Below are 18,082 nucleotides of genomic sequence, written 5' to 3'. Positions count from 1 at the left end.
CCTTTCGGGGTCGGTGCGGGGAGGGTGGGAGGTCAGGAGAGCAGCGAGCGGCCGATGATCTCCTTCATGATCTCGGTCGTCCCGCCGTAGATGGTCTGGATCCGGCCGTCGGTGAAGGCCCTGGCGACCCGGTGATCGGCCATGTAGCCGTAGCCGCCGTGGAGTTGGAGGCAGCGGTCGGCGACCCGCTTCTGCAGCTCGGTGGCCCACCACTTGGCCATCGAGGCGTGGACGGCGTCGAGCGCCCCCTCGGAGTGGTCGACGACGCACCGGTCGACGAAGGTGCGGGTGACGGCGCACTCGGTGGCCATCTCAGCGATCTCGAAGCGGACGTGCTGGAGCTTGGAGAGCGGGCGCCCGAAGGCCTCGCGCTCCTTGACGTACCGGGTGGTGATCTCCAGGAGGTGTTCGGCGGCGGCGATCCCGGCGACCGCGATGCCCATCCGCTCCTGGGCCAGGTTGGTCATGAGGTGGACGAAGGCGCCGTCGAGCTCACCGAGGAGGTTCTCCTTGGGCACGCGTACGCCGTCGAAGAACAGCTCGGCGGTGTCCTGGGACCTCTGCCCGATCTTGTCCAGGTTGCGGCCCCTCCCGAAGCCCTCGGCGCCGCGCTCGACGACGAGCAGGGACAGTCCCTTCGCCCCGCCCTCCGGAGAGGTCCTGGCGACGACGATCACCAGGTCGGCGAGGATGCCGTTGGAGATGAAGGTCTTCGAGCCGTTGAGGAGCCAGTGGTCGCCCTTGTCCTCGGCGGTGGTGCGGATGCCCTGAAGGTCGGAGCCCGCACCCGGTTCGGTCATCGCGATGGCGGTGATGGTCCGGCCGCCGCAGAAGCCGGGCAGCCAGCGCCGCTTCTGCTCCCGCGTGCCGAGCCCGGTCAGATAGGGGCCGACGATGTCGTTGTGCAGCCCGAGCGCCAGCCCGGCGACCCCGGCCCGGGTGAACTCCTCGGCGAGCACCGCGCTGTAGCGGAAGTCGGTGGTGCCCCCGCCTCCGTACTCCTCGGGGACGGCGAGGCCGAGCAGCCCCTGCCGTCCGGCGGCGAGCCAGGCCTCGCGCGAGACGATTCCGTCCTCCTCCCACTGCTCGTAGTGCGGGAGGACCTCCCTGTCCAGGAAGGTGCGGACGGTCCCGCGGAACGCCTCGTGTTCTTCGGTGAAGATCTGCCGCTGCACTTCAAGCCCCCTGGATCCGGTTCCTGACGGTGGAGATCGGCCGCGCGGCCCCGGGGCCGGCGGATGTGGCGTCGAGCGGGGTGGCCCCTGCCTCACGGGCGGCTCCGCCGGCGCCTCCGGGACCGGGCACCACGAGGCCGTCGGGCCCGCGCGGGACGGCCTTCCCGTCCCTCCCGGAGGGCCGCGGCCCCCGGACGGCGGCGGCGCGTGTCCAGTCGTGGGCAGCACGCGTCCCATCGTGGGCAGCACGTGTCCCATCGTGAGCTGCACGCGTCCCATCGTGAGCTGCACGCGTCCCATCGTGAGCTGCACGCGTCCCATCGTGAGCTGCACGCGTCCCATCGTGGGCAGCACGCGTCCCGTCGTGGGCGGCGGCGCCGGACCGGGGCGCGGGGCGCGGGGTGCCTCCCATCAGCCGGCCGCCCCCTTCCCGGTGCTCAGCAGGCCGGGCAGGTCCCAGTCCGCGGCGACGGCCTCGGTGTCCGCTCCGGGAAGCGCGGGACCGGTGCGCACCGAGACGGGCGTCGCGGAGAAGCGGGGCGCGGGGGCGGGCTGGGTGACGCCGCCGTGCTCGACGTAGGTGGAGCGGGCGGCGAGGTGGGGGTGCTCCGGTGCCTCGCGGAGCGAGAGGACGGGGGCCACGCAGGCGTCCGTCCCCTCGAAGACCTCGGTCCACTCCGCGCGCGTACGGGTGGCGAACCGGCCCGCGACGAGGGCGCGCAATTCCTCCCAGCGTCCGGGGTCGTCGCGGTCGGGGGCGTCGTCACCCAGGCCGATGATCCCGGCGAACTCCTCGTAGAAGCGCGGCTCCAGGGCGCCGACCGCCATGTGGCCGCCGTCGGAGGTCTCGTAGGCGCCGTAGAAGGGGCAGCCGCCGTCGAGGAGGTTGGAGCCGCGCCGGTCCTGCCAGCTGCCCTCCGCCAGCATGCCGTGGATCATCGTGGCGAGGTGGGCCGCGCCGTCGACGATCGCCGCGTCGACGACCTGCCCCTGCCCACCGGGCGTACGGGCGTGCTGGAGTGCGGCGAGCACGCCGACGACGAGGTAGAGCGAGCCGCCCGCGTAGTCGCCGACCAGGTTGGCGGGCACGGTGGGCGGTTCGCCGGATCTGCCGATCATGGAGAGCGTGCCGGTGAGGGCGATGTAGCCGATGTCGTGTCCCGCCCGCCCGGCCAGCGGTCCGTCCTGGCCCCATCCGGTCATCCGCCCGTAGACGAGCTTCGGATTGCGTTCCAGGCAGGGGCCGGGGCCCACACCGAGGCGTTCGGCGACACCCGGCCGGTAGCCCTCGATCAGGACGTCCGCGCGTCCGACGAGGTCGAGCACCTGCCCGGCTCCGCCCTCGGCCTTCAGATCGACCAGGACCGAGCGCTTGTTGCGGTTGGTGAGGTCGGAGGCGGGTTCCACCCCGATCACCGTGCCTCCGGGCCGGTCCACGCGCACCACGTCGGCGCCGAGGTCGGCGAGGAGCATGGCGGCGAACGGCCCGGGGCCGATGCCCGCCAGTTCGACGACGCGTACCCCGGCCAGCGGGCCCCGCGGACGGTGACCTGTCGTTGCCATCAAGCCCCCAGCGGTGTGACACAACTGATGTAACATCGGCGATGCTAAGAACGGACCGCGCCGCGCACAACCCTTTTGGCCGAGCAAGCGCTTAGTTCTTTACCCGGATCCTCTCGCATCCAGGGCCTCCCGGGCGCACAGCGCCACGAACGCCTCCGCTAGCCTCTGCCTGCTACATCGGCGCCGGCCCCTGCGGAGGCACTCATGAACAGGCAGAACGGGGCAGAACGCCCCTATGACGTCGTCCTTTTCGGAGCCACCGGCTTTGTCGGGGCGCTCACGGCCGACTATCTCGCCGCACACGCGCCCGAGGGCTGCCGCTGGGCCCTGGCCGGCCGCAGTCGCGAGAAGCTGGAACGGCTGCGCGACCGCCTCGCCGGGACGCACCCGCACTGTGCGGACCTTCCGCTGCTGACGGCCGACGCGGACGACGCCGGCGCCCTGCGCGAACTCGCCGGTTCCGCGCACGTGGTGGCGTCGGCCGTCGGGCCGTACGTCCTGCACGGCGAGAAGCTGGTCGCCGCCTGCGCGGAGGCCGGGACCGACTACACCGACCTCACCGGGGAGGCCGAGTTCGTCGACCGGATGTACCTGGAACACGACGGCCGCGCCCGCGAGACGGGCGCCCGACTCGTGCACGCCTGCGGCTTCGACTCCGTACCGCACGACCTCGGCGTCCACTTCACCGTCGGGCAGCTCCCCGAGGGCGTCCCCCTGACCGTCGACGGTTTCGTCCGCACGAACGCGGGCCTCTCCGGCGGTACGTTCGCCTCGGCACTCACCGCGATGGGCCGCGGCCCCCAGATGGCCCGGGCCGCGCGGGAACGGCGTCTGCACGAGCCGCGGCTGGTCGGCCGGCGGGCCCGCGCCCCGCAGGGGTCACCGCACTTCAGTCCGGCGACCGGCACCTGGGCGCTGCCGCTTCCCACCCTGGACCCACGCGTCGTGGAGCGGTCCGCGCGGAGGCTGGAGCGCTACGGTCCCGACTTCCGCTACCGGCATTTCGCCTCGGTGAAGCACCTGCCCGTGGCGCTCGGGGGCACGGCGGCCGTGGGACTGCTGCTGGGGGCCGCCCAGATCCCCGCCGCGCGGCAGTGGCTGTCGGCGCGGGTCGAACCCGGCACGGGCCCCGGTGAACAGCGCAGGCGGCGGAGCTGGTTCACCGTCCGCTTCGTCGGGGAGGGCGGCGGCCGACGGGTCTACACGGAGGTGTCGGGCGGCGACCCGGGCTACGGCGAGACGGCGAAGATGCTGGCCGAGGCGTCCCTGGCGCTCGCGCTCGACGACCTTCCGCCGACGTCGGGCCAGGTCACGACGGCCGTGGCGATGGGCGACGCGCTGACGGAACGGCTGCGGGCGGCCGGCCTGCGCTTCCGGGTCGCGGCGTCGCACTGACCCCCGGGCGGACGGCGCGTCCCGTCAGAGCATCCAGGACGCCAGCGTGACGACCATGGAGACGGTCCAGCCCGCGCCCGCCAGGACGCCCAGGGTCATGCCCACTGCCACGCCACGCTGGGAGAGGCGTACGGTTCCGGTGCTCATCTGAGGAGTGTGGTGGTCGATCATGTGTACAAGCCTGCCCCTGATGTTCGACGAAGAACATCCGTTCTTGTACTCAGTTGGCAACAGAACCCCGGGCTGAACCCCGGTCAGCCGGCCGCTTCCTTGAGAGCGGACCGGCAGAGGGCGTCGGCCCTGCGCGTGGTCTCCGGCTGACGGAAGTCCCGGGCCAGCGCGAGCGTGTGGGCGCAGGCGTTGTCCAGGCCGGTGCGGTGACCGACCGAGACGAAGAGCGGTTTGGTGGCGTCCTGGGTCCGCAGGGCCCGGCCCACCTCCTCGTCCCCGTCCAGGAGCGGGGAGAAGTCACCGCGCCGGGGCCCGGGTTGTCCGTGACGAAAGGTGAAGGGGTTCTTCGCGACGCCGATGGCCGGCAGTCCGGTGAGCACACCGAGGTGGCTGGCGAGCCCGAACCTGCGCGGGTGGGCCAGCCCGTAGCCGTCGCAGACGACGAGCCCCGGGTCCACCGGCAGGTCCTCCAGCGCGGCCAGGACGGCGGGGAGTTCCCGGAAGGCGAGGAGCCCGGGGACGTACGGGAACGTCACGCGGCCCCGTGCGGTGGACTCGGCCACGACCTCCAGGGTCGCCGCGTCCAGGACGACGGCCGCGGCGACGACGAGGTCGCGTGCGTCGTCGTAGGCGACGTCGACCCCGGTGACCCGGCCGGTCCCCGGCGGTGGCCCCGGCTCGTCCAGGATCACCCGCGTGCGCAACTCGTCCTGGACGGAACGGGCTTCGGCCTCGTCGGCGGGCATCCGGAACGTCGTCATGAACGGTCAGTCTAGGCAGCCCGGCGATCACTCCCGCACCCGAACCGCGCCGCACCGGCCGGACCCGGTGCGCCTCGGCCGACCGGCTCCCCACGGCCCTCACGCGCGCACCGCCGGACGGGCGCCCGGGGTGCGCCGCGCGAAACGGGGCAGTGGACCGGAGGGGGGTGGGTCGGTGACGCAGCTCACGCCGCCCGGCAGTGCACGGATGACGGCGTTCCGTCGTCTACTCCAGTGCCGGGAAACGTTCGTCCGAGGCGAGAGGGAGCAGGTCTTGTCCAGCGTTATCGAGCAGTCCGTGCAGGCCCGTATGGTCGCGTCCGCACCGCGTATGGAGACCCTGCCCGCCACTCTGCACTACGACCGCAAGGACCCCTTCGCCGTCCGCATGGCGTTCCCGGCCCCGGCGACCCTCGAAGGCACCGAGGTGTGCTGGGAGTTCTCCCGCGAACTGCTCGCCACCGGCATGGACACTCCGGCCGGGGTCGGGGACGTCCGGGTCAGACCGTTCGGCTACGACCGCACGGTCCTGGAGTTCCACGCCGTCGAGGGCATCGCGATGGTGCACGTGCGTACGTCCGAGCTGCGCCGCTTCCTGAAGCGGGCGCAGGAGCTGGTCCCGGTGGGGGACGAGGTCCGCTTCCTGGACCTGGACGCGGACCTCGGCGACCTGCTGGGCGGTTCCTCCTGAGCCGTTCCGCCCGAGGCGGCCGGCCGGACGGCTCCCGGCCGGGACCTGCCGCAGCCCGGCACGGCACCGAAGCGCCCGCGCGGCCGAAGGACCTCTCCTGACGGCACCGGATCTCCTGCCGCCGTCGGACCGGAGGACGGCGCCGCTCCGCAACCGGGAAGTCCGCACACCGCGCCCGCCTGTTCCCGCACGCACGCCCCGCGTGACCCGGCGCCGCGCCCCTGACGTCGGCGCTGGAGGCGCATGCGCGGGGGCGTCGGCCGGGGCGGGCCGCGACCGGCCGTTCCCGACGGCGCCCGGAACGGTGCGGCACCTGCCCCCGGACGAGGACCCACCCCGGAAGCCGGCCCGGAACCGCCTGAGCGAGACGCCCGAATTGTCCTCATGTAGACGGCTACGACCTGCACGGATGACCGTGAGTGAGCACACACCGCGAGGGCGGGGCTTGGCTATGGGCTTACCGCCGCCTTAACCTACGGTCACGTAACCTACGAAGCCGTAGGTAAATCTCCCGTCCCCAGGAGCTCCCCGTGACGATCGCCTCTCCCCACCTCGGCAGTTCGAAGGCGTGGACAGACGCCCAGCTGCTGTACGCGCTGGAGGAGGTGGTGGAGAAGGAACTCAACCGCCATCTGAAGGTCGCCAAGGACTGGATGCCCCACGAGTACGTGCCGTTCACCGACGGCCGCAACTTCCCCGGATACTTCGAGGACGGGGAGGCGTGGGAGACCGGCCAGTCCAAGGTCACCGACATCGGGCGCATCGCGCTCGTCGTGAACCTCCTGACCGAGGACAACCTCCCCAGCTACCACCACGAGATCGCCTCGCTCTTCGGCCGCGACGGCGCCTGGGGCACCTGGGTGCACCGCTGGACCGCGGAGGAGGGCCGGCACGGCATCGTGATGCGCGACTACCTGCTCACCTCGCGCGCCGTCGACCCGGACAAGCTCGAGCAGTTCCGCATGGCGCACATGGCCGAGGGCTTCGAGTCCGACAACCGCCACTCCATGCTGCACTCCGTGGCGTACGTCGCCTTCCAGGAGCTCGCCACCCGCGTCTCGCACCGCAACACCGGTCACCAGTCGGGCGACCCGGTCTGTGACCGGATGCTCGCCCGGATCGCGACCGACGAGAACCTGCACATGGTCTTCTACCGCAATCTGCTCGGCGCGGCCTTCGACATCGCCCCGGACCTCACGATGCAGTCCGTGCGCGACGTCGTCGTCAACTTCCGGATGCCCGGACACGGCATGCCCGGCTTCGAACGGGCCGCCGCGCAGATGGCGATCGGCGAGATCTACAACATGCGCATCCACCACGACGACGTGATCCAGCCCGTCCTGCGGTACCTGAAGGTCCTCGACATCGACGGCCTCGGCCCCGAGGGCCTCAAGGCGCAGGAGGAGCTCGGCCTCTACATGAACGGCCTGGACAGCGAGGCGTCGAAGTTCGACGAGAAGCTGGCGGCGCGCAAGGCCCGCTTGGCCGCCCGGGCCGTCCAGGGCTGACCCGGCCGGAATCCGCCCGGCGGACTCGGGATCCGCTCCCCGACCCGCCGGACAGCAGCGGCGCACGTGTCACGCGTGCGCCGCTGCTCCGCGTTCGGGCTGCCCCCACGGCCTCACGGAACGTACCCTGTGCCGGTGAAACCTGTGACGCGTGTTGTTCTCTTCGGGGCACCGATCGCGATAGCCCTCTCGATCCTGTTCAGCGGTGGCGATTCCGAGCCGCCCACGATCACCGGACAGGCCTCCGGGGCCGAGCAGGCCGACGAGGAGGAGCCCGGAGCGGCCGGACAGGCCGACGACGAGCACGCCGAGGAGATCGCCGCGCTGCCGGCCGGCCTCGCGGAGCCCGGCATGAAGGAGACCGCGTCCCGGCTGGTGTCCAGCGCGGAGGCGTCCACCCTGGACTGGCGCAGCCGGTACGGGGCGATCGAGGACGTGGGCGACGGGACCGGCTACACCGCGGGCATCATCGGCTTCTGCTCCGGCACGAACGACATGCTGCACCTGGTCGAGGCCTACACCGGGAAGGACGCGGACAATCCGCTCGCCGCGTACCTGCCCGCCCTGCGCGCGGTGGACGGCACCGACTCGCACGAAGGCCTGGACCCCGGTTTCACGGAGGCCTGGCGCGAGGCGGCGAAGGACCCGGTGTTCCGCGAGGCCCAGGACGAGACGCGCGACAGGCTGTACTTCGATCCCGCCGTCCGGCTGGCGAAGCTGGACGGCCTCGGCACGCTGGGGCAGTTCGTCTACTACGACGCGATGGTGCTGCACGGTCCCGGCGTCGGGGCGGACGGCTTCTACGGCATCCGCGACGCCGCGATGGCGTCGGCGGACACAGCGGCGGAGGGCGGCGACGAGACCGCGTACCTGGACGCCTTCCTCGACCGGAGCCGGTCGGCCATCAAGGCGCGCAAGGTGCAGCGCGACACGACCCGGATCGACACGGCGCAGCGGGTGTTCCTCCGTGCGGGCAACCTCGCGCTGGACGGGCCCCTGGTGTGGCAGGTGTACGGCGAGACCTTCCGGATCCCGTAGCGGGACCCGGCCCGCGGGCGCCGGTCCGCCCGAGGTGACGGACCGCCCGTGGCGACGGCCCCGCCCTGGCCCGGAGTTCAGCGGCGTACGGGCCGGCTTCTGCGCAGCCGGTCCCGCTCCTTCTCGGAGAGCCCGCCCCAGACGCCGAAGCGCTCGTCGTGGGTGAGTGCGTACTCCAGGCACGCCACCCGGCCCTCGCAGGCGTTGCACAGCTGCTTGGCCTCACGGGTGGAGCTTCCCGGCGCCGGGAAGAAGAACTCGGGCCCGGCCTGCGCGCACAACGCGGTCTCCTGCCAGGCGAGCTCGTCGGTCATGGTGTTGATCGGCATGCGTCCCACAGTGCCCGGCCGCGATAAACAGGTGATCAACGACCGCTCAACGGCCGTTCCGGCCCGGCGCGTTCCGCGGGCCGGTATCTGCCGGACGTGCCCGGCCCGCGGGTCGGCGGCTACATCGGCGCGGGCTTGATCACCGCGAAGGAGGCACCCGCCGGATCGGCGAAGGCGGCGATGCGGCCGACCTCCGGCAGGTCCGTGGCGGCCATGGTCACCCGGCCGCCCAGCCGCTCGGCGTCGGACACCACGGCGTCGGTGTCGTCCACGGCGAAGTACGGCAGCCAGTGCGGTCCGGCCGCGGTCTCGCTGGGCACCTGGTCGAGGGGGACGAGCCCTCCGAAGGCGGATTCGTCGTTGTCCCCGCCCGCCGGGCGGACGACCGTGTAGCCACCGCCGGGGAAGTCCATCTCGTGGGTCTGCCACCCGAAGACCGTGTGGAAGAAGGCGGCCGCCGACGGGACGTCCGGGGTGTACAGCTCGGACCAGATCAGCGAGCCGGGCTCCATGATCATGCCGAGGCCCGGGTTCGTGCCCGGCTGCCAGACGCCGAAGTAGGCACCGTGGTTGTCGATGAAGCCGCCCATCCGCCCGTAGTCCAGCACGTCCATCGGGGGGAAGGCCGCGGAGCCGCCTGCCTTCTCCACCGTCCGCGCTGTGGCGTCGGCGTCGGGGGTCTGGAAGTAGACCGACCAGGCGGGCTTGCCCTGGTCCTCGGGCACGGTCATGACGCCGGCGACGGTCTTGCCCCGCAGCTGGTACATCCCGTAGCCGCCGGTCTCGGGGCCGCCGGGCACCAGTTCCCAGCCGAAGAGGCCCTGGTAGAAGGTGGTGGCCGCGTCGATGTCGGGTGTGCCGAGATCGACCCAGTCGGGGGCGCCGGTCTCGAAGGACGGGTCGAGCATGGTGTGCTCCTCGGACGGATTCCGTGCCCGGCGTGTCCGCCACCCCGGGCATCCCTCACCTTCCGAGTCTTGCACCGGGCACCGACAACCGCAGCCCCGGCGCCCGGCCGGGCCCGGCGTACCGCACGGACCCCGCCCCGGGGCTGATCAGCGCCCGACACCCATGGCCTCCGGCACACCGTGACGGACCGCGCGACCGCCGGACCGGCGCAGCCCGAGGCCGGGTCCCGGTGGGTACGAGCCGGGGCGTACGCCCTCGACGGCGGAGGGCCCCGCACGGGGCGCGCACCCTGACAGGGCCCGTGCCGAACGGGCCGGGCGCGGCGAAAGGGCCGGGCGTACCGGACGGGCCGAGCACGCCCGCCGTCCGCGCCCCGGAGGTCCGGCCGCCGGACCTCAGTGCTCGTGCGTCTTCGCCGAGCCGGCCGCGTGGTGCGGCGGGTCGTAGCCCGGGACCGTGCCGTCCGCCTTGGCGACGAGCAGCAGTCCGGCCATCCCCATGTCGGAGTGGCTCTGGACGTGGCAGTGGTACATCCAGGCGCCCGCCCCCACGTGTTCGCCCGCGATGATCTGGAAGCCGAAGGAGTCGGCGGGGCCGCAGATCTTGGTGTCGATCACACGGCTGGGGTCGTCGGGGCCGGTGAGCAGCCCCGTACGGTTGTCCGCCCAGCGGTGCCCGTGGATGTGGAACGTGTGGTAGTACTCGCCGTGCGTGATCATCACGACCTCGATCCGGTCGCCCACGGTGGCCTCGAAGTCCGGGCTCTCGTGGGCCGCCTTGTTGTTGATCGTCATGTCGTTGAAGACGATCGTGATCGTCCGGTCCGGCAGGACGTCGCCCTTGCGGCGCACGACGAGGGGGCCGTAGAGGCCCTTGCGGATGCCGCCCGTGCCGTGGTCGGTGCCGACGACGTGGTCGTGGTAGTGCCAGTAACCGGCGCTCCCCGCCTGCCAGGTGCCGTCCTTGCGCCGGCCCGGGGCGTGGGTGCGCCAGGTGTACGTACGGGTGCCGCCGGGCTCGACGTGGCTGCGGTTCATCCGGGTGCCGTCGCTCGCGATGTCGTAGTCGACGCCGTGGACATGGAGGCTGGCGTCGACGTCCGTGGTGTTCTCGAACTCGATGTGCAGCGTGTCGCCCTCGGTGATCTCGATGAGCGGCCCGGGGATCGACGCCTTGCCCTTCTCCAGGCCGTATCCGAGCTGACCGTCCGCCAGTTTCTCGGCGTAGAGCTTGAGATGGCGGACCACTCCGCCCGCGGGGGCCGTCTTCGCGGGGTTCTCCGCGGAGGTGGCCTGCACCGCGCCGAGTGACATCGATGTCACCCCGGTGGCCGCCGCCACCCCGCCGCCCACCAGCATCCGGCGGTTGAAGGTCCTTCGGTCCATGTCGAACTCCCCACTGCGAGACGGAAACTGACGTGCTGCTCCCCTGGACGGCCCACACGGTAGCCGGGGGCCGTTGGTTTATCCACACTCAGGACAAAGTTCGTTCGATTGCTGCCATACCTATTGGCGAGTCACGAAAAGAGGTCTAGCTTCGTGCGCTGTCACGGTGACCACACAGGCGCGGTGACGAGAGAAGTGACCGGAGAAGTGACCAAGAGGGGTGGGTGACCACATGCAGCGCACACCACATCACAGGTCCAGATCACGCCGCGGGATCGCGGCGGCCGTGGCGGCGGGAGCCCTGACCGCGTCCCTGCTCGGCGGCCAGGCGGCCACCGCCAGCCCGTATCCGGATCCAGGACTGAAGGAGAGGGTGGCGACAACGTTGTCCCTTCCTTCGCCACCGGGCGGGGCCGACGTCAAGGTGCTGGTGTTCCACGCGTCCGCGGGCGAGGAGCCGCCGACCGTGGACGCGGGCATCGCGGCCATCGAGAAGATCGGGCTCAGCGGCCCGGAGGCCGGGCGCTTCAAGACCGTCGCGACCGACGACGCCAGGGTCTTCACCAACGGCAAGAAGCTCGGCACGTACAACGCGGTCGTCTTCCTGACCGGCGGCGGCGACGTGCTCGACCCGGAGCAGGAGGCGGGTCTGGAGGCGTACATGGAGGCCGGCGGCGGCTTCCTCGGCATCCATGACGCGGCGCGCGCGGAACCGTACTCCGACTGGTTCACCGGACTGGTCGGCGCGCGTCCGGCGGCGGACAGCCCGACGGCCGTCCAGCGCGCCACCGTGGAGATCGGCGACCGGCAGCACCCGGCGACGAAGAACCTCCCGCTGGAGTGGAAGCGCCCGGACAAGTGGCTGAACTGGAAGGAGAACCCGTCCGGTGACGTGCACACGGTGGCGCGCGTCCGCGAGCTGACCTACACCCCGGGCAAGAGCGCCAACGGCTGGGACCACCCCGTCTCCTGGTGCCGTGACTACGACGGCGGCCGCTCCTTCTACACCGCCATGGGCGGTACGGCCGCGAGCTTCGCCGAGACCGACTTCCGGGACCACCTGCGCGGCGCGCTGGCCTGGACGAACCGCACCTCGCAGGCCGACTGCAAGGCCACCATCGACTCCAACTACACGGCCCAGCGGGTCACCCAGCCCAACCAGCCCGGCGCGAACGACCAGATCGGCGAGCCCCACGGCCTGGTCACCGCCAAGGACGGGCGGGTCTTCTACATCGGGCGCGGCGGCGCGGACAGCAGCGTGCCGGTGGTCACCGACTGGAACGACCCGAACGTCGGCAAGGGCGAGGGCGAGATCCACGTCTACGACCCCGCGACCGGGAAGGTCACCCTCGCCGGCAAGCTGAGCGTCTTCGGCAACAAGGGCGGCGGCGACGAGCTGGTCAAGGTCGAGGAGGGCCTGCTCGGCATCGAGCTGGACCCGGACTTCGCGTCCAACGGCTGGGTGTACCTGCACTACACCCCGCACGCGAAGATCGACCGCGACAAGCAGATGGCGGTGCGGCAGGTCTCGCGCTTCACCTTCGACCGGGCCACCGGCAAGCTGGACCTGGCGTCCGAGAAGGTGCTGCTGCACTGGCCGGTCCAGATCCACAGCTGCTGCCACGCGGGCGGCGGGCTGGCCTGGGACTCGAAGGGCAACCTGTACATCGCCACGGGTGACAACAACTCCTCCGGCTTCAGCGACGGTTACTCGGGCAACAACCCGGCGCCGAACTACAAGGGCGTGTCGTTCGCCGACGCCCGCCGCACCGCGGGCAACACCAACAACCTCAACGGCAAGATCCTGCGGATCCACCCCGAGGACGACGGCACCTACACCCTGCCCCAGGGCAACCTCTTCACCGGCAAGGAGCCGGACGAGGGCGGCGGCAAGACACGGGGCGAGATCTACGTGATGGGGGTCCGCAACCCGGCGCGCATCTCCGTCGACACGGCGACGGACACCCTGTACGCGGGCTGGGTCGGCCCCGACGCGGGCTCTCCCAGCACGACCTGGGGTCCCGCGAAGTACGACACCTTCTCCGCGATCACCAAGGCGGGCAACCACGGCTGGCCGTTCTGCATGGGCAACAACCAGCCCTACCGGGACCGCAACCTGCCCGACCCGTCCAAGCCGCTGGGCTGGTACGACTGCGCCGCGCCGAGGAACGAGTCGCCCAACAACGACGGCCTCGTGAAGCTGCCGCCGGTGACCGGCAACACCATCTGGTACTCGCCCCAGGGCGGCGGCGTGGACTACCCGCGGGACGCGAACGGCGTCCCGAGCTACAAAGCGGAGGAGCAGAAGGAACTCCTGCCCTGGCTCAAGGGCGGCGGCCAGGCGACGATGAACGGCCCGGTCTACCGCTACGACGCGGCGAGCACGAGCGCGGCCAAGTGGCCGTCGTACTGGGACGGTAAGTGGTTCGTCGGTGACTTCTACGACGACACCCAGCCGCGCCACGCGGTGCTGACCGACCCGAAGACGGCCGGGAAGGGCGGTCTGCCCACGCACGCCGAGTCCCTGAAGAAGATCATTCCGGTCGGTGCGGACGGCATCCGCAACCTCATGGACTGGAAGTTCGCCCCGGACGGCTCCCTCTACGTCCTGGACTACGGACGCGGCTTCTTCACCTCCGACTCCAAGTCCGCGCTGTGGCGCGTGACGTACAAGGGCGGCGGTCCGACCCCGGCCGCCGCAGACCTGGCCAGGAAGGCGGCAGCGCAGTGAGACACCCCTCGCTCCTCGCTCGACGGCGGTACGGGCCGGCCCGGTGGTGGCTCGCCCTGCTCGGCTCGTTCCTGATGGTCCTCGGGCTGGCGTCGACCGCAGCGTACGGCCGGGACGGCGACCGGGCGTCGGCCACCGCCGCCGACCAGGTCCTCAACTGGACCGCCGGCGACCCCATCGACCACTACCTGACGGCGCCGAAGACCGCCGTGGCAGGTGCCGCGACCATCGTCTTCGAGAACAGCACGGCCACGGGCAACACGACGGGCATGCCGCACACGCTGACGTTCAGCGTCTCGGACCCGGAGTTCAACGACGACGTGGCGGTCAACATCCTCGCCAACCCCAGCGACAGCGAGGGCGGCAAGCACAGCGTCGAGGTCACCCTCACGCCCGGCCGGTACTTCTACCACTGCACGATCCCCGGCCACGGCTCGATGCAGGGCATCCTCACGGTGACCGAGGACGGCGGCGGTGGCGACGACACCACCGCGCCCGAGACCTCGGCCACCGTGGACGGTGACAAGAACGCCGACGGCGCCTACATCGGCCAGGCCACCGTCACCGTGGCGGCGACCGACGCCGGTTCCGGCGTCGACACCGTCGAGTACGCCCTCGGGGCCGACGGCGCCTGGCAGCCCTACACCGCACCGATCGTGGTGAACCAGGTCGGGACGCACACGGTCCGCTACCGCGCCAGCGACAAGGCGGGCAACACGGCGACCGAGAAGTCCGTCGACTTCGCGGTCGCCGCACCGCCCACGGACGACGAGACCCCGCCGGAGACCTCGGCGACCGTCTCGGGCGAGAAGGACGACGCGGGGGCCTACCTGGGCATGGCCACGGTCACCGTGACCGCGTCCGACACCGGGTCCGGCGTCAACACCATCGAGTACGCCCTCGGGGCCGACGGCGCCTGGCAGCCCTACACCGCGCCCGTGATGGTGCACGAGGTGGGCGCGCACACCGTGGGCTACCGCGCCACCGACCGGTCCGGCAACGTGGCGGCCGAGAAGTCCGTCGGGTTCACCGTCGTCGAACCGCCGTCGCAGGACAGGACACCGCCGGAGACCTCGGTGGTGGTGACGGGCGACAAGAACTCGGACGGCGCCTTCATCACCAGCGCCAGGGCCACGGTCACCGCGACCGACGCGGACTCGGGCGTGGACAAGGTCGAGTACTCCCTGGACGGCGGCCCGTACCTGGCCTACACCTCCCCCGTCATCGTCGACCGCGTCGGCCACCACACGTTCGCCCACCGGGCGACGGACAAGGCGGGCAACACCTCCGTGGCGAAGCAGGTCTCGTTCACCGTCGCGCAGAGCGGCGGTGTCCCGGCCCCCAACTGCCCGGAGTTCGACGAACGGCTGACCGTCATCGTGGGCACGGTGGACACCGGCGTTCCCAACCGGCTCACCGGCAACCGCTGCACCATCAACGAGCTGATCGAGGACGAGAAGGACTGGTCCTCGCACGCGCTGTTCCTCAAGCACGTGGACTCGGTCCTGGACAAGCTGCTCACCGCCGGGGTCGTCGACGCCCGCGAGCACAAGAAGATCTACCGGGCGGCCAAGCAGTCCGGCATCGGCACGCCGGGCCAGGACGAGGGCTACCGCAAGCTGTTCGACGGCACCGCGGCGTCCCTCGCCAAGTGGCAGCAGGTCGGCGGCGGGAAGTTCGGGCTCAACACCGAGGACGGCTCGATCACCAGCTCGACCACGGTGGACGGCATGGGGATGCTGTGGTTCCCGGCCCGCCAGTACGGCGACTTCTCGCTGAAGCTCCAGTGGCGGGACGACGCCCCGGGCGACGGCAACGCCAACGGCGGGGTCTTCGTCCGCTTCCCGAACGTCCACGACCACCCGGAGGAGTCCCGTCCGGAGTGGGTCGCCATCAAGTACGGCCATGAGATCCAGATCAACGACCGGCCCGACGGCGACATGTACAAGACCGGTTCCCTCTACGGGTTCGACCGGGTCGGCCTCGGCGGCGCCGGGGTCACCGCCAAGGGCACGTGGAACGACTACGAGGTCCGGGTGGTGGACCAGCACTACTCGGTCTACCGCAACGGCGTCCTGATCAACGAGTTCGACAACAACGGCGGTCAGCTCTTCGAGCCGCCGCGGGGTGACGACCCGGGCACCGACGGCCGGCGGTACGCCTCCGGTTACATCGGGCTCCAGGTCCACAGCACCACGGACGTGATCTCCTACCGCGACATCCGCGTCAAGGAGCTGTAGGGGCGAGGCACTCTCAGGCGGCCGCGGCCGCGTGCTCGGGCACGCGGTCGCGGCCTCCCGGGTGCCGGTGGCGCCAGACCCAGAAGACCGTGCAGGAGACCAGCGCCCAGGCCGCCATCACCAGGTACGGGAAGACGTACTGGTGGCCCTGGTAGTACACCGCCGTGTGCTGCGCGTTGACGGAGGCGCCGGGCGGCAGCCACCGCCCGATGTGCCCCAGCAGCGAGGGCAGCAGCGGCCAGGACACCGCGCCGCCGGACGACGGGTTGCCCAGGAGCACCATCACACCCCAGGTCGGGATCATCGCCCAGCGGCCCATGAGGGTGTTGAACATCGTGAAGACCATGCCCGACGTGAACATCGTGAACGCCAGGATCAGCCACGACTGGACGAAGGGCAGGTCGAGCGCGCCCAGCCCCCAGTCCACCACCGCCGCGATGGCGAACCCGCCGAGCAGGGCGTAGGCGACGGTGAACAGGATCCGTTCCAGCGGGTTCAGTGCCCGGGCGTGCACACTGAGCTGGATCGCCCCGACGAAGCCGATGATGACGGCGGCCAGCGAGATGTAGAAGAGGGCGAGACCGCGCGGGTCCCCCTTCTGGAGCGGCTTGACGTCCTTGACGGTGAGCGGGATGCCGAGGGTGTCGGCGACCTTCACCCCCGTCTCGCCGAGCAGCTGGGCGACGCTGGCGCCCGAGGCCCCGGCCACCTCCATCACCACACCGTTCCCGGCGCTCCGCAGGATCGCGAACACCTTCTGCTCGTCCAGCGCCCCTTCGGCCTGTGCGCCGTCCGGGTAGCGGTGGAGTTCGAGCGAGGCGTCGAGCGCCTTCTCCATCCCCTGGACGAACTCCCCCGCGTAGGGCGTCCTGGGGCCTTCGACGACCGCCACCGGAATGCGGTGGGGGGTCGGGTTGGCCATGGCGTAGGTGTAGGACCCCGCGAAGAGCCCGGCCGCGGCCGCCAGGATGAAGAGCAGGACCACCGCGGGGAAGTACGGCGACTTCTTGTACGTCTCCCACTTCTCCCGCCGGGTCGGCGGCCTGCCGTGCGCACCGTGCGCCGGGTGCCCGCCGCCGGACGTCATGCGGAGCGGCCGTCGTCGCGCCGGGCGCGGCTGGGCTGCACGCGCTTCGGCTCGCCCGGCATCTTCGGGTACTCGGGCGGGTAGGGCAGGTCACCGAGCGCGTGCTCGTGTTCGTCGCGCCGGGCCAGCTCGAGCACCTGGTCGAGCCGGAACGCGTGGTCGTCCATGTCGGCGTGCAGATCGCCGACCTCGGCGTAGCGGGCGGGCATCGTCCTGAGGTCGAAGTCACGGGGCTCGGCGTCGTCGATCTCCTCCCAGCGCAGCGGTGCGGAGACCGGGGCGTGCGGGAAGGGGCGTACGGAGTAGGCGGAGGCGATGGTGCGGTCGCGGGCCGTCTGGTTGTAGTCGACGAAGATCCGCTCGCCCCGTTCCTCCTTCCACCAGGCGGTGGTCACCCGGTCCGGCATCCTGCGCTCCAGCTCCCGCCCCACCGCGATGGCGGAACGCCTGACCTGGGTGAAGGTCCACTCGGGGACGATGGGGACGAAGACGTGGATGCCGCGCCCGCCCGAGGTCTTGGGCCAGCCGCGCAGACCGTGGTCGTCCAGGACGGAGCGCAGTTCGTGGGCCGCCCTCACCGCATCGGCGTAGTCGGTGCCGGGCTGCGGGTCGAGGTCGATGCGCAGCTCGTCGGGGTGGTCGGTGTCGGCCCTGCGCACCGGCCAGGGGTGGAAGGTGAGGGTGCCGAGGTTGGCCGCCCACAGGACGGCGCCGATCTCGGTGGGGCACATCTCGTCGGCGTGCCGGCCGCTGGGGAACTCGATCCGCGCGGTGGGGGTCCAGTCGGGGAGGTTCCTGGGCGCGCGCTTCTGGTAGAAGAAGTCGCCCTGGACCCCGTCGACGAAGCGCTGGAGGGTGGTGGGCCGCTCGCGCAGGGCGCGCAGGATCCCCGGCCCGACGGCCTGGAAGTAGTCGGCCACGTCCCTCTTCGTGTAGCCCTTCTCCGGGAAGTACACCTTGTCCGGGTTGGAGAGCCGTACGGCCCGTCCGTCCGCGTCCAGCTCCACCGCTGTTCCTGCTCCCATGTCGGACACCGTAGGCCGGGCCCACATACGCCGCATATCGGAGGCCGCGCCCCGTGGTGTGGGTGAGAATCGGG

The 18,082-nt window shown here is 71.5% G+C and carries 15 protein-coding genes; 6 read left to right on the top strand and 9 right to left on the bottom strand.

What is annotated here, in order from left to right:
- Positions 1–32: 32 nt before the first annotated feature.
- Both ACFVS9_RS24870 and ACFVS9_RS24865 read right to left on the bottom strand, forming a co-directional pair.
- Entirely contained in the window at positions 33–1,175 is a 1,143-nt protein-coding gene (locus tag ACFVS9_RS24870) for an acyl-CoA dehydrogenase family protein (protein ID WP_383114290.1), read from the bottom strand.
- 411 nt (positions 1,176–1,586) lie between these two features.
- Positions 1,587–2,738: a CaiB/BaiF CoA transferase family protein gene (locus ACFVS9_RS24865; RefSeq protein ID WP_389935543.1), complete on the bottom strand. Its 1,152-nt coding sequence runs from the start codon at positions 2,736–2,738 to the stop codon at positions 1,587–1,589.
- Between the two features lie 204 nt (positions 2,739–2,942).
- On the opposite strand from ACFVS9_RS24865, the gene ACFVS9_RS24860 reads away from it, so the two are divergent.
- Complete coding sequence (locus ACFVS9_RS24860) at positions 2,943–4,133, top strand: saccharopine dehydrogenase family protein (RefSeq protein ID WP_383114288.1); 1,191 nt, start codon at positions 2,943–2,945, stop codon at positions 4,131–4,133.
- Positions 4,134–4,157: 24 nt separating this feature from the next.
- On the opposite strand, the gene mmpA is transcribed toward ACFVS9_RS24860, so the two are convergent.
- Both mmpA and ACFVS9_RS24850 read right to left on the bottom strand, forming a co-directional pair.
- Positions 4,158–4,304: a morphogenic membrane protein MmpA gene (gene mmpA, locus ACFVS9_RS24855; protein WP_383114287.1), complete on the bottom strand. Its 147-nt coding sequence runs from the start codon at positions 4,302–4,304 to the stop codon at positions 4,158–4,160.
- Between the two features lie 83 nt (positions 4,305–4,387).
- Positions 4,388–5,065, bottom strand: coding sequence for an endonuclease V (locus tag ACFVS9_RS24850; protein ID WP_383114286.1), 678 nt, complete (start codon positions 5,063–5,065; stop codon positions 4,388–4,390).
- A 274-nt stretch (positions 5,066–5,339) separates the two neighbouring features.
- Here ACFVS9_RS24850 and ACFVS9_RS24845 point away from each other — a divergent pair, with 274 nt between their 5' ends.
- The 3 genes from ACFVS9_RS24845 (at position 5,340) to ACFVS9_RS24835 (ending at position 8,302) form a co-directional block, all read left to right on the top strand.
- A complete protein-coding gene (locus ACFVS9_RS24845) occupies positions 5,340–5,756 on the top strand; it encodes an SsgA family sporulation/cell division regulator (RefSeq protein ID WP_389935540.1) in 417 nt (138 codons plus the stop codon).
- A 530-nt stretch (positions 5,757–6,286) separates the two neighbouring features.
- A complete protein-coding gene (locus ACFVS9_RS24840) occupies positions 6,287–7,264 on the top strand; it encodes an acyl-ACP desaturase (protein WP_389935537.1) in 978 nt (325 codons plus the stop codon).
- 144 nt (positions 7,265–7,408) lie between these two features.
- Positions 7,409–8,302: a chitosanase gene (locus ACFVS9_RS24835; RefSeq protein ID WP_389935588.1), complete on the top strand. Its 894-nt coding sequence runs from the start codon at positions 7,409–7,411 to the stop codon at positions 8,300–8,302.
- Positions 8,303–8,379: 77 nt separating this feature from the next.
- Here the strand turns inward: ACFVS9_RS24835 and ACFVS9_RS24830 are convergent, their stop codons facing one another.
- The 3 genes from ACFVS9_RS24830 to ACFVS9_RS24820 form a co-directional block, all read right to left on the bottom strand.
- The gene (locus ACFVS9_RS24830) at positions 8,380–8,631 is read right to left on the bottom strand and encodes a WhiB family transcriptional regulator (RefSeq protein WP_383114282.1); all 252 of its coding nucleotides are present in this window, start codon (positions 8,629–8,631) and stop codon (positions 8,380–8,382) included.
- A gap of 119 nt (positions 8,632–8,750) precedes the next feature.
- Entirely contained in the window at positions 8,751–9,539 is a 789-nt protein-coding gene (locus tag ACFVS9_RS24825; protein WP_389935534.1) for a VOC family protein, read from the bottom strand.
- A gap of 396 nt (positions 9,540–9,935) precedes the next feature.
- Positions 9,936–10,925 carry a multicopper oxidase domain-containing protein gene (locus ACFVS9_RS24820; protein WP_383114280.1) on the bottom strand — a complete coding sequence of 330 codons (990 nt, stop codon included), beginning with the start codon at positions 10,923–10,925 and terminating at the stop codon, positions 9,936–9,938.
- A gap of 232 nt (positions 10,926–11,157) precedes the next feature.
- Here ACFVS9_RS24820 and ACFVS9_RS24815 point away from each other — a divergent pair, with 232 nt between their 5' ends.
- Positions 11,158–13,656, top strand: coding sequence for a ThuA domain-containing protein (locus ACFVS9_RS24815; protein WP_383114279.1), 2,499 nt, complete (start codon positions 11,158–11,160; stop codon positions 13,654–13,656).
- Positions 13,653–15,896 (top strand): OmpL47-type beta-barrel domain-containing protein, encoded by a 2,244-nt coding sequence (locus ACFVS9_RS24810; protein ID WP_389935531.1) that lies wholly within the window; start codon positions 13,653–13,655, stop codon positions 15,894–15,896. The genes ACFVS9_RS24815 and ACFVS9_RS24810 overlap by 4 nt, the downstream gene beginning before the upstream one ends.
- Before the next feature lie 13 nt (positions 15,897–15,909).
- Here ACFVS9_RS24810 and ACFVS9_RS24805 read toward each other — a convergent pair whose 3' ends face one another.
- A complete protein-coding gene (locus tag ACFVS9_RS24805; RefSeq protein WP_389935528.1) occupies positions 15,910–16,983 on the bottom strand; it encodes an ABC transporter permease in 1,074 nt (357 codons plus the stop codon).
- Positions 16,980–17,990 (bottom strand): non-homologous end-joining DNA ligase, encoded by a 1,011-nt coding sequence (gene ligD, locus ACFVS9_RS24800; RefSeq protein ID WP_383114322.1) that lies wholly within the window; start codon positions 17,988–17,990, stop codon positions 16,980–16,982. The genes ACFVS9_RS24805 and ligD overlap by 4 nt, the downstream gene beginning before the upstream one ends.
- Positions 17,991–18,082: the final 92 nt, after the last annotated feature.

Source organism: Streptomyces sp. NPDC058008 (genome assembly GCF_042886395.1).
Taxonomy (GTDB): domain Bacteria; phylum Actinomycetota; class Actinomycetes; order Streptomycetales; family Streptomycetaceae; genus Streptomyces.
Note: the sequence above shows the minus strand (reverse complement) of the source record. Positions and strands in the feature narration are given on the sequence as shown.

Bases quoted from the DNA above. Each gene is read 5' to 3' on its own strand.
- ACFVS9_RS24850 (WP_383114286.1), bottom strand. From the start codon at position 5,065: ATGACGACGTTCCGGATGCCCGCCGACGAGGCCGAAGCCCGTTCCGTC.
- ACFVS9_RS24865 (WP_389935543.1), bottom strand. From the start codon at position 2,738: ATGGCAACGACAGGTCACCGTCCGCGGGGCCCGCTGGCCGGGGTACGC.
- ACFVS9_RS24820 (WP_383114280.1), bottom strand. From the start codon at position 10,925: ATGGACCGAAGGACCTTCAACCGCCGGATGCTGGTGGGCGGCGGGGTG.
- ACFVS9_RS24860 (WP_383114288.1), top strand. From the start codon at position 2,943: ATGAACAGGCAGAACGGGGCAGAACGCCCCTATGACGTCGTCCTTTTC.
- ACFVS9_RS24805 (WP_389935528.1), bottom strand. From the start codon at position 16,983: ATGACGTCCGGCGGCGGGCACCCGGCGCACGGTGCGCACGGCAGGCCG.
- mmpA (WP_383114287.1), bottom strand. From the start codon at position 4,304: ATGATCGACCACCACACTCCTCAGATGAGCACCGGAACCGTACGCCTC.
- ACFVS9_RS24825 (WP_389935534.1), bottom strand. From the start codon at position 9,539: ATGCTCGACCCGTCCTTCGAGACCGGCGCCCCCGACTGGGTCGATCTC.
- ACFVS9_RS24815 (WP_383114279.1), top strand. From the start codon at position 11,158: ATGCAGCGCACACCACATCACAGGTCCAGATCACGCCGCGGGATCGCG.
- ACFVS9_RS24830 (WP_383114282.1), bottom strand. From the start codon at position 8,631: ATGCCGATCAACACCATGACCGACGAGCTCGCCTGGCAGGAGACCGCG.